At 70.9% G+C, this 13,901-nt stretch carries 11 protein-coding genes; 9 read left to right on the top strand and 2 right to left on the bottom strand.

Annotated features, from left to right (window positions below):
• Window positions 1-316 precede the first annotated feature (316 nt).
• The 6 genes from J4Z35_RS00415 to J4Z35_RS00390 all read left to right on the top strand — a co-directional run bounded on the left by J4Z35_RS00415 (window position 317) and on the right by J4Z35_RS00390 (window position 4,539).
• Window positions 317-1,297 carry a hypothetical protein gene (locus J4Z35_RS00415; protein WP_208065254.1) on the top strand — a complete coding sequence of 327 codons (981 nt, stop codon included), beginning with the start codon at window positions 317-319 and terminating at the stop codon, window positions 1,295-1,297.
• Window positions 1,288-2,406: a TadA family conjugal transfer-associated ATPase gene (locus J4Z35_RS00410; RefSeq protein WP_231729428.1), complete on the top strand. Its 1,119-nt coding sequence runs from the start codon at window positions 1,288-1,290 to the stop codon at window positions 2,404-2,406. Before J4Z35_RS00415 ends, J4Z35_RS00410 begins: the two co-directional genes overlap by 10 nt.
• Window positions 2,403-3,101 (top strand): hypothetical protein, encoded by a 699-nt coding sequence (locus J4Z35_RS00405; RefSeq protein ID WP_074046550.1) that lies wholly within the window; start codon window positions 2,403-2,405, stop codon window positions 3,099-3,101. Before J4Z35_RS00410 ends, J4Z35_RS00405 begins: the two co-directional genes overlap by 4 nt.
• On the top strand, window positions 3,098-3,718 hold the full coding sequence (locus tag J4Z35_RS00400) for a type II secretion system F family protein (protein ID WP_006943927.1): 621 nt from the start codon (window positions 3,098-3,100) through the stop codon (window positions 3,716-3,718). Before J4Z35_RS00405 ends, J4Z35_RS00400 begins: the two co-directional genes overlap by 4 nt.
• A gap of 78 nt (window positions 3,719-3,796) precedes the next feature.
• A complete protein-coding gene (locus J4Z35_RS00395; RefSeq protein WP_006943941.1) occupies window positions 3,797-4,009 on the top strand; it encodes a DUF4244 domain-containing protein in 213 nt (70 codons plus the stop codon).
• Between the two features lie 209 nt (window positions 4,010-4,218).
• Window positions 4,219-4,539: a TadE family type IV pilus minor pilin gene (locus J4Z35_RS00390; protein WP_038569562.1), complete on the top strand. Its 321-nt coding sequence runs from the start codon at window positions 4,219-4,221 to the stop codon at window positions 4,537-4,539.
• Between the two features lie 593 nt (window positions 4,540-5,132).
• Here J4Z35_RS00390 and J4Z35_RS00380 read toward each other — a convergent pair.
• Window positions 5,133-7,673, bottom strand: a complete 2,541-nt coding sequence (locus J4Z35_RS00380; RefSeq protein WP_208065253.1) for a DEAD/DEAH box helicase — start codon at window positions 7,671-7,673, stop codon at window positions 5,133-5,135.
• A 152-nt stretch (window positions 7,674-7,825) separates the two neighbouring features.
• On the opposite strand from J4Z35_RS00380, the gene J4Z35_RS00375 reads away from it, so the two are divergent.
• Complete coding sequence (locus tag J4Z35_RS00375; protein ID WP_038569554.1) at window positions 7,826-8,176, top strand: STAS domain-containing protein; 351 nt, start codon at window positions 7,826-7,828, stop codon at window positions 8,174-8,176.
• Between the two features lie 69 nt (window positions 8,177-8,245).
• Window positions 8,246-9,799 carry a class I SAM-dependent methyltransferase gene (locus J4Z35_RS00370; protein WP_208065252.1) on the top strand — a complete coding sequence of 518 codons (1,554 nt, stop codon included), beginning with the start codon at window positions 8,246-8,248 and terminating at the stop codon, window positions 9,797-9,799.
• 104 nt (window positions 9,800-9,903) lie between these two features.
• Here the strand turns inward: J4Z35_RS00370 and J4Z35_RS00365 are convergent, their stop codons facing one another.
• Window positions 9,904-10,716 carry a class III extradiol ring-cleavage dioxygenase gene (locus J4Z35_RS00365; RefSeq protein ID WP_208065251.1) on the bottom strand — a complete coding sequence of 271 codons (813 nt, stop codon included), beginning with the start codon at window positions 10,714-10,716 and terminating at the stop codon, window positions 9,904-9,906.
• Window positions 10,717-11,031: 315 nt separating this feature from the next.
• Between J4Z35_RS00365 and topA the strand changes: the two genes are divergently transcribed.
• Window positions 11,032-13,854, top strand: a complete 2,823-nt coding sequence (gene topA, locus J4Z35_RS00360) for a type I DNA topoisomerase (protein WP_074040161.1) — start codon at window positions 11,032-11,034, stop codon at window positions 13,852-13,854.
• Window positions 13,855-13,901 lie beyond the last annotated feature (47 nt).

The raw sequence follows: 13,901 nt of genomic DNA, 5'->3' as shown, positions 1-13,901 counted from the left end.
CACCGTGACATATTGAGAGAGTGCGCTCCCTTCGGGTTGAGCGCTGGCGTGCATGCCGCACCCCCAAGGGTATGCACGCATAGACAGCCCCCGTCGTCCCCCCGACGGGGGCTGTCGCTGTTCCTGGCCGGTGGGTGCGGCGGGGGCTGGAATTCGGCGGGCCCCCCCGACGGAGGCGCTGAGGCCGCGACGGGCGGGTGCGTCATCCACAGGCTGTGACGGCTACGGCCCGTTTTCGCCCTCGCCTGCAGGCTGATCCACAGGTTCGGCTCTCGCGGCCTTGGCCCGGGCTGGTGCCGGCGGTGACGGTGGAGCCATGAACGCATGGGACGACGCGGGGGCGAGATTCGAACTCCCCGGGCGGCATCGAAGCCGCCGTGAAGAGCAGTCCGCCGAGTCGGCGCGAGGCGATGGAGCGCGTGATGCCTGGCCGGATGGCGAGGTGTTCGCCGCCGACGTCGATGATCTGGCCGGTTCGGGCGGTGGCATTGTCGGCGTCGACGTCGGGGATGGGGCCCTCGAGGCCCCGCTCGTCCGTGGACGTCGCATCGCGGTCATGTGCCCCGATTCGAGCATCGACGGTGCGTGCTTCGGGGCTGCGCTCGCGGGGTATCTGGCGAAGGTCGCGGCGGCCAGCGGCTCGTCGAGACCGCCGGTGGCACTCGTCGACGGTCAACCCGGGACAGGTGGGCTCGACGTGCTGCTCGACCTCGAGACGACGCCCGGTGCGCGCTGGCCGGCCCTGCGTGGCGCGGGATCTCACATCGACGGTGAGCGGCTGCTCGCCGCCCTGCCGCAGCGCGACGGGGTGGCGGTGCTCAGCCACACCGCCTCTCCCGCCGTCGTCGACGAGGAGTCGAGGCGCGCGACGCACGAGGCGCTCGCCCACGTCGCGGGGGACGTCGTGCACTGCCTGGCCGCGCATCCGCTGCCACGCCCGGGGGAGTTCGACGTCATCGTGCTGCTCGTGCGCGGCACGCTCGCGTCGACGGCTGCAGCGCAGCACACGGTGCAAGCGCTCACGGAGCTCGCGCTGGACGAGCCGGGCGGCTCGGGCATCGCGCCGGTCGCGCTCGTCGCGCTCGAGACGCCGGTGCGTACGCGCTCCGTGCTCGCCGAATCGCTCGGTGCCCCGCTCGTCGCGGCCGGCCCGACGCGGTGGCGCATGAGCGCCCACTGCCCGGCCGACCTGCTCGCGGGCCGATGGCCGGGGCAGCGTGAGACGACGATGACCCGCCTCGTGCGCGACGTGTCGATGTTCGTCGCGCGCCTCGAACGGGAGCCGTCATGGGCGTAGCCGAAGGCATGTGGAAGGAGATCCACGCCGGGCGTGCACCGAGCGCGCGCTCGCTCGAATCGCTCGTGAAGCTCGACGCGCCGGTGTTCGGGCAGGAGCAGCGCGTCGCACTCGAGGCGCGCCTCGACGCCGATGTCCTCGGCGCCGGGCCGCTGCGTGAAGCGCTCGAACTCCCCGGGGTGAGCGACGTGCTCGTCAACGGCACCCGGGGTGTCTGGGTCGATCGCGGATGCGGCGTCGAACGGATCGCGCTCGACCTGGGCGGCGAGGAAGACGTGCGGCGACTCGCCGTGCGCCTCGCTGCCGCAGCGGGCCGGCGCCTCGACGACGCGAGCCCCTACGTCGACGCCGTCCTGCCCGGCGGGGTGCGACTGCATGCGGTGCTGCCGCCGCTCGTCGACCACGGCGCACACCTGAGCCTGCGTGTGCCGGGCGGCTTGCGAATCGGTCTCGGCGACCTCGTCGCCCGCGGCGCGATGGACGACGAGGTGGCCGCGCTGCTGCTCGCCCTCGTGCGGGCCAAGGTGTCCTTCGTCATCAGCGGTGGCACCGGAACGGGCAAGACCACGCTGCTCGCGGCGCTGCTGCGTCACGTGCCCCACGATGAACGCCTTCTCGTCGTCGAGGACGTACGGGAGCTCGCCGTCGAACACCCGCACGTGGTGCGACTCGAGGCGCGCTCCCCGAACGTCGAGGGGGTCGGCGAAGTGCCGCTGGCCGCGCTCGTGCGGCAATCCCTGCGCATGCGGCCCGATCGGATCGTCGTCGGCGAGGTGCGTGGCGCCGAGGTGCGTGAGCTCATGACGGCGCTCAACACGGGCCACGAGGGTGGGTGCGGCACCGTTCATGCCAACGCGGCGGCCGACGTGCCCGCGCGTTTCGAAGCGCTCGGCGCGCTGGCCGGCATGAGCCCCGAAGCAGTGCGCACACAGCTGCGGCCGGCGATCAGCGTCGTCATCCACGTCGAACGCGTCGACGGGATGCGCCGCGTCGCGAGCGTCGGGGTGATGGGGGGCGACCATCACGGCTTGCGGGTCGAGGCAGCCTGGCAGCGCGGTGTGCGCGCGGGTGCCTGGCCCGCTCTGTGCGACCTGGCAGGTGTGCGATGAACGTCATGACCTTGGCGCTCGCCGCTGCCGTCGCCGTCATCGCTTGGCCGGCTCGGGTGCAGGCTCTTCCGCGGGAGGACCGGCGGCCGGTGCGAGGGGTGCGGCGCCTGAGCAGCAGCGATCCCGAGGCCGAATGCCTGCAGGTCGTGGACGCTCTCGTCACGGTGCTGCGCGCCGGGTCGGCCGTCACGCCGGCCCTCATCATGGCGCTCGATGGTGTGGGGGCCACCTCGGCGGGTGGGAGCGCGACGAGTGCCGGGTGGCAGCGGCTGCGCCTCGAAGCGGTGCGCGACGGTGATGTCGTGCAGGTCTGGCGCGACCTCGGACGCTTGTGGCGCAGCGCCGCGTTCGAGGAGGTCGCCGCGGCCTGGCAGCTGTCGGCGCGGCACGGATGCCCACTCGCCGACGCGATGGAGGGTGCCGCCCGCAGTGTGCGAGCACGGCGCTCGCATCGTGCGTGCGTGGACGGTGCGACGGCGGGTGCGAAGGCAAGCACGTCGGTGCTGCTGGGCCTGCCGGTGCTCGGGGTGGGCCTCGGGATGCTGCTGGGCGTCGACATGCTCGGTTGCTACAGCGGCTTCTCCGGGCTGGTGACGCTGTGGCCCGGGATTGCGCTCATGTTCGTCGGGGCGCGGTGGTCGCGTCGCATGACGGCGTCCGCGCTCAAGGCACCGACCGAGGCGGCGACGTCATGACGGTGTGGGTGCTGGTGGCGGCGAGCGCCGCTGCGATGGCGTTGTGGCCGAGTTCGACGCGGGCCGAGCGGCCCGTCCTCGTCACGAGCGACGAGAGCGACACGGCGGATCATCCGTTGGCGGTCGCCTCCTCCATCGATCTGCTCGCCCTCGCACTGGAAGGCGGGGCGCCCGCCGTCGTCGCGCTCGAGGCCGTGGGAGCGGCGCAGCGGGGAGGGCCGTCGACGGAGACGGCGTTTCGGGATGCCGGCGGGCTCGAGCTGCCGAACAGCGCAGGCTCGCCGGGGAACGCGGCCGGTGGCGTCAGTACGGTCAGCCGCGTCGCGGCGGCGCTGCGCTGGGGCGTGGACGAACGTAGCGCTTGGGCGCTCGCGCCGCCCGTCTGGCGTCCCGTCGCGACAGCCTTCGAACTGGCCGGACGTTGCGGCGCGGCGCCGAGCTCGCTGCTGCGGCAGGCGGCCGACGACCTGCGTCGCTCCGAGGCCGAACGTGTCACGCAAGCGGGCGCGAAGGCCGGCGTGCGCATCGTCCTGCCGCTCGGCTTGTGCTTTCTGCCCGCCTTCATCCTCATCGCCATCGTTCCGCTCGTGCTCGGGCTCGTGAAACTGCCCGCCTGAGTGCCCACACACTCCGTCGCCGCCGGCGCCGGGACGTCCACTCCGGACGACAACCGCACCACCTTCAAGGAGACAACCATGATCGCCACCACCCGCCGTACCCGTGACGAGCTGCTGCGCCGCTGGCGCGCCGCGAGCGAAGCCGCCGAGCACGGCATGTCGACCGCGGAGTACGCCGTCGGCACCATCGCCGCCGTCGCGTTCGCCGCTGTGCTCATCGCCATCGTCAAGTCCGACACCGTCCGATCCGCGCTCGAGGGCATCTTCTCCTCGGCACTGTCGACGCGCTGACGGCGAGGGCGACGATGACCACGCGGGCGACGGCGCTGGGGGTGGCGAGGGCGACCTCGTCGCGGGCGACGCTCACGGCGACGAGTGCTCCATCGACTCGAACGGCTCGGCCTGCGGCCGGTCGGGCGTCGACGAAGCCTGCGTCCGCGACCATGGGATGCAATCTGCCCACATGGTTGCGCCGTCGTTGGTTGGTCGACGAATCAGGCATGGCTACAGCGGAATTCGCCGTTGCGCTGCCCGCCGTTGTTGTCGTCGTCTCGCTCGTCGTCGCCCTCACGCAGTTGTTGTTGACCCATCATCGGACGTGGAACGCCGCCTCCGTCGCCGCCCGTTCGGCCGCCAGGGGTGACGGCGACGACGCCGTACGTCGCGCCGTCGCCGCGACGGGCGTGCCGGCGACGTTGAGCGTCGCTCGCGACGGCGGGTGGGTGACGGTCTCGCTCGTCGCCCGCCCGCCGTCGCCCCTCGGCTGGGTGTTGCCCGATGTCACGGCCCGTGCGGTGGCCGCTCAGGAAGAGGGCCCATGATCTGGCGATCCCGACAGCCGCGTCTACCCCAGCACGGGTCGACGCGTTCGTCGCAGCCGTCCCATCTGTGGCGCCGGCTGCCGCGCGCGTGTCGACGGACGTGGTCGCGGTCGTCCGCGCAAACACAAACACCGACACCGGCAAGGTCACGGACACCTGATCCGCGCGCACCTCGGACTCCGAGCGAGCGTGGTGGTGCGAGCGTCGTCATGGTGGGCGTCGTCGGGATGCTCGTCGCGCTGTTCGCGGGTGTCGCGACGTATGCGCGCATCGCCGTCGACGCCGAGCGCGTGAGGCTCGCGGCGGATCACGCGGCGCTGGCGGGTGCGTCCGTCGTGCTCGGCGCAGCGCGCCTGCCGGCAGGGGACGCCTGCGCGGCCGCCGGGCACAGTGCTCGCCTCAACGATGCGACGCTCACGACCTGCACCGAGTTGTCGACGGGGGTGCAGGTGACGGCGCGTCGTGCCTCGGCCCTCGGGCACGAGGTGACAGCGACCGCCCGAGCCGGCGCGCCCGAAGACCACTCGGCCAGACAGACGTCGGCACCCCCGTCGCCGGTGTCAGGGCCGCACTCGACGGGTCGACAACCGGCCTCAGCCGCCCGCGAGGCGACGCGAGTCGTCGTCAGGCGCGTCGGCGAGGACGCACTCGAGCAGCGTGAGGGCGCCGGCCTTGTCGAGCGGGGAGTTGCCGTTGCCGCACTTGGGCGACTGGATGCAGGCCGGGCAGCCGTGTTCGCAGCCACAGGAGGCGATGGCGTCCTGTGTGGCGCGCAGCCACGTCGCCGCCCGTTCGTAGGCGCACTCGGCAAAACCCGAGCCGCCGGGCAGGGCGTCGTAGACGACGACGGTGGGCATGTCCGTGTCGGGGTGCAGCGCGGTCGAGACGCCACCGACGTCCCACCGGTCTCCCTGCGCGACGAGCGAGATCAGCCCGATCGAGCAGTGCTCGGCCGCGTGCAGAGCCCCGGGCGCGCTCTCTGGTGTCACGCCGGCGTCGAGCAGGTGCTCCTCGGGAACCGTCCACCACACACCCTTCGTCATGAGAGTGCGCTCGGGCAGATCGAGCGGGTGCTCACCGATGACCTCGCCCGAGGGCAGCCGTCGCAGAAAGCTCGTCACCTGCGTGCGCACCCGAATGGTGCCGTAGTGGACGCCGACGGCACCCCATGTCTGCGACCGATCCTCCTCGAGGATGTCGAACGAGCTGACGGAGCGAGCCGCCGTCGACCACCCCGGGTTGCCGCGCACGACGTGCGCACTGCCGTCGTCGAGGTCGAGGGACGTCACGACGAACGTGCGCCCTTGATGGACGTACACCGCGCCCGGGAAGACGCTCGAGTGGGCGCGCTCCCCGTCGACCGTGCCGAGCACGGCCCCGGTACGCGACTCGACGATGCGCACGTCACTGCCGCCGTCGCCCCGCAACGAGACGTGGTCGCCGGGCCGGTCGTCGCGCGCCCAGTACCAGCCGCTCGGACGCCGACGCAGGACGCGCTGCGCGACGAGCGCCTCGACGAGCGGCCACATGCTCGCGCCGAAGAGAGCCTCGTCGGCGGCCGTCAGGGGCAGTTCGGCGGCGGCGCTCGCGAGCTGCGGCCCGAGCACGTACGGGTTGCTCGGATCGACGACGGTCGCCTCGACCGGGCGGTCGAAGAACACATCGGGATGATGGACGAGATAGGTGTCGAGCGGATCGTCGGCGGCGACGAAGACGGCGAGCGCGTCACGCCCCGAGCGCCCCGCCCGCCCGCTCTGCTGACGCAGCGACGCGACCGTCCCCGGCCACCCGGCGAGCAGGACGGCGTCGAGGCCGCTGACGTCGATGCCGAGCTCGAGCGCGCTCGTGGCGGCCACCCCGGCGAGGGTGCCGTCGCGCAGCCCGCGTTCGACGGTGCGGCGTTCCTCGGGCAGGTAACCCCCGCGATAGGCAGCGACGAGGTCGGGGTCGAACCCGTGGTTCCACAGGCGGTTTCGCGCCATGTCGGCCATCACCTCGACCCCCACACGCGAGCGCGCGAACGCGAGCGTCTGCACGCCGAGCCCGACCAGTTCGCCGAACAAGTCGGCCGTTTCGGCGACGGCGCTACGACGCCCGAGGTCTTCGACAGTGAGGTCATCGTCCACGCCGCCTTCCTGGGCGGCGCCACGATCCTGGGCAGCGCCAGGAGCAGCCTGGGCCGCGCCGGCATCCCGCGCGGCGTCGCCATCCTCGTCGCTCATCGCATCTGTGGCTGCCGCCACGGCCTCACCCATGGCCTCTGCCGCGCCCGGAGGCGGGCCGGGCTCCCACAGCGCGAACGTCAGGGCTGGGCTCGGCGAGCCGTCGTCGGTGACGGCGTCGACGTCGAGGCCCGTCAGAGCGCGGGCGTGTGCGGCGGGTTCACCGGAGGTCGCGGAGGCGAGCACGAACGTCGGGTGGCTGCCGTAGCGCGCGGCGACACGGCGCAGACGTCGGATGACGCCGGCCGTGTGGGCGCCGAACACGCCGCGATAGACATGACACTCGTCGATGACGACGAGGCGCAGCGAGCGCCAGAAGATCGACCAGCGTTCGTGAGCGGGCAGCATCGAGTGGTGGAGCAGATCCGGGTTGGTGAGGATGATGCCGGCGTGGTCGCGGATCCAGCGTCGCTCGTCCGGGGGGGTGTCACCGTCGAGCGTCGCGATGCGCGCACCCGGGATGGCGAGGGCGTCGAGGCGCGCGCGTTGGTCGGCGGCGAGCGCCTTCGTGGGCGAGAGGTAGAGCGTCGTGGCTCCGCGGATCGCCGCGAGCGCGCTGACGGGTGGGTCGCCGGGGCGGCGCGCGAAGTCGGCGCCGTCGACGGCAGCCGTCAGCATCGGCACCTGGTAGGCAAGCGACTTGCCCGAGGCGGTTCCGGTCGCGACGACGACGTGGCGGCGCTCGAACACGGCGTCGAGTGCGGTTCGTTGGTGCGACCACAGGTGGTGGATTCCCTTGCCCTCGAACGCAGCTCGAACCGCAGGCGCCACCGCGTCGGGCCACTCGGCGAGCGAGGCCTCACGGGCGGGGCGCGTGCGCACGTGGGTGACACCACCGGTGCCGGCGTCACGCAGCGCGTCGAGCCATTGCTCGGGGCCCGCACCGTCAGTGCGCGTGACCGCAGAACTCATGCGCACCCTCCACCCTGGATCTCACCTCGAAGGAGATGAATGTGAAATCAACTTGCATTGACTTTTCGGCTTCCTGTGACAAAACTGAATTCCCAGAGAGCAGGCCTCGCCTGCGCCAGGATGAACCGTCGAGCAGCAGGAGCCCGGGCCGCGTGGAACTCAGAGTGAACCTTCGCCGGGACGACGGCATCGCCGTCATCGCCTTCGCCGGGGAGGTCGATGTGTACACCGCCCCCGTTCTGCGGGACGCCATCTCGAAGGTACTCGCCGCCGGTGACAAGGCGATGGTCGTCGACATGAGCGAGGTGAGCTTCCTCGACTCGACCGGCCTCGGTGTGCTCGTGGGCCGCCTCAAGGCCGTACGGATGCTCGAGGGGGTCATGCGGGTCGTCATCACCAATCCCCGGGTGCTCCGCAACTTCCAGATCACCGGCCTCGAGAAGATCTTCACCATCGATTCCACCGCCGCTGACGCCGTCGCGGCGGTCAAGGCGGGCGCCTGACGCTCCGCCGGCGCGCGCCGGTCCTCATGGGGTCGGCGGCGTGCACCACGTCAACGTCATACTGGGGTCATGTCTTCCCCGGCCCCTCACGTCGACGATTCCACGCGCGATCAGCTCGCCGCTCTGCGCGCTGACCTCGCTGCGGCGCCCTACACCGTCGAGGCGGTCGCCGACGTCCTCGGCCCGAGTGCGTCGGCCGCGCTGCACCGCGAACAGCCGACGGCTGCTCGCCGCATCCTGGCCGACGATGACAGTCCTGTCGCGACGATCGTGGCACTGTTCACGCTCGGTGGGCGCATGAGTCCGGCGCGGATCGAGGCGGCCTTCCCCGCCGCGGGGGTCGACGGTCTCACGGCGCTCGGGCTGCTCGCCGACGACGACACCCTCGAGCAGATGCGCGGCGACGGGGACGACCGTATTCTCGTCGCTACGTGCGACCTGCGCCCGTACGGCGACGAGACGTCGTCATGGTGGCTGGCATCGGATCTCTCGGAGATCGCGACGGGGCAGGTGCTCGAACCCGATCATGTGCTCGGCATCGGTGGCGCGTCGACGACCCTCGCAAGATGGACCCCGCGACGCACCGTCCGCAGCGCCCTCGACCTCGGCACCGGCTGCGGTGTTCAGGCCGCGCACCTCGCGGGCCACGTCGAGCACATCGTCGCCTCGGACCTCGCGACACGCGCGCTCGCCTTCGTCTGCTTCAACGCCGCCCTCAACGATCTCGACGTCGAGGTGCTCGCCGGTTCGATGCTCGAACCGGTCGCCGGCCGCCGATTCGACCTCATCGTGAGCAACCCGCCGTTCGTCATCACGCCGCGTCGCCCCGGCATGCCCGAGTACGAGTACCGCGACGGCGGTGCGGTGGGTGACGCCGTCGTGCGCAACCTGGTTCGCGACGTCGGCGCCCACCTCGAACCCGGTGGTGTCGCACAGTTCCTCGGCAACTGGGAGATGCGCGACGGCGAGACGTTCGAAGACGTCTGGGAGCGATGGCTCGACGGCGTCGACCTCGATGCGCTCGTCGTGCAGCGCGAGGTGCAGGATCCGTGTGAATACGCCGAACTGTGGGCGCGTGACGGCGGCGCGCCCGTCGGGTCGCCCGAGTACGACGCGATGTACTCGGCATGGCTCGACGACTTCGCGGCGCGCGGCGTCGAGCGCATCGGCTTCGGCATCATCACGCTCCAGAGGCCGGCCGAACCCCGTCCCACGTTCACCGATCTGCTCGACGAGCGCGGCTCTGTCGCCGCCGCCATGGGCCCGACGATCGACGCAGGTCTCGCCGCGCGGGCGTGGATGGCGCGTGTCGGAGACGACGCGATGCTCGACTCGTTCTGGCAGGCCGCGCCGGACGTCACGGAGGAGCGTCACACGAAGCCCGGAGCGAGTGACCCGAGCGTCATCATGATCCGTCAGGGCGGCGGGTTCGGCATGTCGATCCACGCCGACACCGTGCTCGCCGCGTTCCTGTCGGTCTGCGACGGATCGATGACGGCGCGCACGGCGCTGGAGGCCATCGCAACGCTTGTCGACGTGCCCGCAGACGACGCCGTCCGCGGCACGCTGCCGCTGCTGAAGCGCCTCGTCGCCAACGGTTTCCTCACCCGCGTCGAGCGCTGAGCACTTCTGTGATCCCTGTCCCCTTCTGCGCTTTTCGTCCACATTCGAATGTAGACGAAAAGCGCAGAAGGGGAGGTAGATCGCAGTTGGGTACGGCCGGGGCGTCAGGCCAGCTGCCAGCTGCGCTTGCTCAGGCCGTACCAGAAGCCGTCGACGGTGGTCTGCGCTGACGCCGACGCCGCTCCGTCCGGGTTGGCGGCGCCGAGCGCGACGTAGAGCGGTGCCCAGTGCTCGGTGCGCGGGTGCGCCTCATGGGCGGCGGGGGCCTTCGTCATGAAGTCGAACAGCGCGTCGAGGTCGCCGCTCGCCATCGTCTCGGCGGCCCAGTGGTCGAACTCCGACGACGGCGCTGGCGGGGCGCCGTCAGCGTCACCACTCGGACGGAACCACCGCACGTTGTGGGTCGTGAACCCGGAACCGATGATGAGCGTCCCCTCGTCGCGCAGCGGCGCGAGCTTGCGGCCCAGCTCGAACAGCTCGACGGGGTCGAGCGTCGGCATCGACATCTGCAGGACGGGCACGTCGGCGTCGGGGAACATCTCGACGAGGGGGACGTACGCGCCGTGGTCGAGACCGCGTGATGGGTCCTGGTGCACGGGCCGCTCGGGTGTGCCGACGAGGCGGGCAACCGATTCGGCGAGTTCGGGCGCGGCGGGCGCGTCGTACGTCACCTCGTAGTACTTCGGCGGGAATCCCCAGAAGTCGTAGGTGAGCCCGGCGCCGCTCGTCGACGACACCGTGACGGGCGCGTTCTCCCAGTGCGCCGAGACCATGAGGATCTGCTTCGGCTTGGGCAGTTCCTTGCCCCAGGCGGCCAGTTCGGCGGTCCAGGTCGCATCGTCCGCGAGGGGCGGCGCGCCGTGGCTGAGATAGGTGACGGGGAGTCGGTCGTCGGTGGCCTGTGTGGAGGTGCTCATACTGATGAAACTAGTTGACGTATCAACTTTATTCCAGTGGGTCCTCGAGTAGCCGGAACACCGCTCTCGGCCGTCCTCGACATTCCGCTCCGCCCTCGGGCGTCGGTGCCGGGCGGCGCTGTGGGTGCGGGGCCGGGGCGGGCGTCACGCGGCAGGACCCGTCACGTCTGAGTCGCGGTGCCCCTCCCGCGTCGCGACGGAGGTGCCCCCGCTGCCCCACGACCGGCTGTCGGTCCCGTCGGGTACGGTCTAGACGACCGCACGCGAAGGCGACGACGAATCCGTGGCCCGTGCGCGAACCGAAGGAGCACCCCAGTGGCGTCAGGCAAGAAACTCGTCATCGTCGAATCGCCCTCGAAGGGCAACAAGATCGCGTCTTATCTGGGCAGCGACTACGTCGTCGATGCCAGCGTCGGGCACATCCGTGACCTGCCGACGCCGAGCGAGATGCCGGCCGACATGAAGAAGGGCCCGTACGGCAAGTTCGCCGTCGACGTCGACAACGGTTTCGCGCCGTACTACGTCGTCGACGCGAACAAGAAGAAGAAGGTCGCCGAGCTCAAGCGCGCTCTGAAGGACGCCGACGAGCTCTACCTCGCCACCGATGAGGACCGCGAGGGCGAGGCCATCGCGTGGCACCTGCTCGAGACGCTGAAGCCGAAGGTGCCGGTCAAGCGCATGGTCTTCCACGAGGTGACGAAGGAAGCCATCCAGCGCGCCGTCAACGACACGCGCGAGCTCGACATGCAGATGGTCAACGCGCAGGAGACGCGCCGCATCCTCGACCGTCTCTACGGCTACGAGGTGTCGCCGGTGCTGTGGCGCAAGGTGCGTGCGGGCCTGTCGGCAGGGCGTGTGCAGTCGGTCGCGACGCGCATGGTCGTCGAGCGTGAGCGGGAGCGCATGGCGTTCCGCGCCGCGTCGTACTGGGACGTCGAGGGCGAGTTCGAGGCGAAGTCGAGCCAGGCGTTCACCGCCAAGCTGACGGGCGTCGACGGCGAGCGGGTCGCCTCCGGCCGCGACTTCGGCGACGACGGGCGCCTCAAGAGCTCGGGCGTGCGCCACCTCGACGGTGCGGCGGCCGAGAAGATCGCTGAGGCGACGCGAGCCGGCCACGCCGAGGTCAGTGCCGTCAGCGAGAAGCCGTACTCGCGCAAGCCGAGCGCGCCGTTCATCACCTCGACGCTGCAGCAGGAGGCCAGCCGCAAGCTGCGTCTGGGCTCGAAGGACACGATGCGCGTCGCGCAGCGCCTGTACGAGAACGGCTACATCACGTACATGCGTACCGACTCGGTCGCCCTGTCCGAGCAGGCCATCAGCGCCGCGCGTCAGCAGGCGCGCGACCTGTACGGCGCCGAATACGTGCCGGACGCTCCCCGCCGATACGCGGGCAAGTCGAAGAACGCGCAGGAGGCGCACGAGGCGATCCGCCCGGCCGGTGATCGCTTCCGCACGCCCGCCCAGGTCGCCGGTGAGCTGCGCGGCACCGAGTTCGCGCTGTACGAGCTGATCTGGAAGCGCACCGTCGCCTCGCAGATGGCGGACGCGAAAGGTTCGACGGCGTCGGTGAAGGTCGCCGTCGGGGTCGAGAGTTCGGGTATCGCCAAGCGCGCCGAGTACTCGGCGAGCGGCACCGTCATCACGTTCCGGGGCTTTCTCGCCGCATACGAGGAGGGCCGCGACGCCGATCGTTACTCGAACGATGACGGCGAGCGTCGCCTGCCCAAGCTGTCCGAGGGTGTCGGCCTCGACGTGCTGCGCGCCGAGGCGTTGGGGCACGAGACGTCGCCGCCCGCGCGTTACACCGAGGCGACGCTGACGAAGGCACTCGAGGAGCGCGGCATCGGCCGCCCGTCGACGTACGCCGCGACGGTCGGCACGATCCAGGATCGCGGGTACGTGCGAACGCGCGGCAGCGCGCTCATCCCGACATGGCTCGCGTTCGCGGTGACGAACCTGCTCGAGACGCACTTCCCCAGCCTCGTCGACTACGACTTCACCGCCTCGATGGAGGAGGGGCTCGACCGCATCGCCGCCGGTGACGAGGAGCGCGCGGCCTGGCTCACGCGCTTCTACTTCGGCGACGAGGGTGAGTCGGCCGAGGGCCTCAAGCAACTCGTCGACGACCTCGGCGACATCGACGCACGCGAGATCTCCACCATTCCGATCGGCGAGGGTCTCGTCGTGCGCGTCGGGCGGTACGGGCCGTACGTCGAGGAGGAGGTGCCGAACGGCATCGACCCGGCGACGGGTGAGGTCAAGGAGGGCTTCGACCCCGAGAAGGTCGGCGAGAAGCCGCGGCGCGCGTCGATCACGGACGACATCGCGCCCGACGAGATGACGCCTGCGAAGATCCGCGAGCTGCTCGACGCCTCCGACGACGACGGCCGCGTCCTCGGCACCGACCCCGAGTCGGGCCACGAGATCGTCGCCAAGTCGGGACGCTACGGCCCGTACGTCACCGAGGTGCTGCCGGAGGTGACGCCTGCCGACGGTGAGAAGCCGAAGAAGAAGGCGGCGAAGCCGAAGCCGCGCACGGCGTCGCTGTTCAAGGACATGGATCTCGCGACGATCGAGCTCGACACCGCCCTCAAGCTGTTGTCGCTGCCGCGCGTCGTCGGCGTCGTCGAAGAGAAGGCGACGGCCGAAGACGGCACGGAGACGACGAAGCAGGTCGAGATCACCGCGCAGAACGGGCGCTACGGGCCGTACCTGAAGAAGGGCACCGACTCGCGCTCGCTCGAGAACGAGGCGCAGCTGTTCACGATCACGCTCGAGGAGGCCGAGGCGATCTACGCCCAGCCGAAGCAACGTGGCCGCGCCGCCGCGAAGCCGCCGCTCAAGGAGTTCGGCGCCGACCCGACGTCCGGCAAGCCCGTCGTCGTCAAGGACGGCCGCTTCGGCGAGTACGTCACCGACGGCGAGACCAACGCGACGCTGCGCAAGGACGACGACGTCGAGACACTGACGGCCGAGCGGGCCTACGAGCTGCTCGCCGAGAAACGCGCCAAGGGCCCCTCGACGCGCAAGAAGGCCGCCAAGAAGTCGACGAAGAAGGCTGCGACGAAGAAGACCGCCGCCAAGAAGACGACGACGAAGAAGACCGCTGCGAAGAAGACGACGGCCAAGAAGGCCTGACGACTCGCAGCAGCGTCATGACGCCCCGGTTCGAGTGTTGCTCGAGC

Origin of the sequence: Dermacoccus sp. NHGro5 (assembly GCF_017565385.1) — a bacterium.
In the GTDB taxonomy this organism is placed as follows: domain Bacteria; phylum Actinomycetota; class Actinomycetes; order Actinomycetales; family Dermatophilaceae; genus Dermacoccus; species Dermacoccus nishinomiyaensis.
Note: the sequence above shows the minus strand (reverse complement) of the source record. Positions and strands in the feature narration are given on the sequence as shown.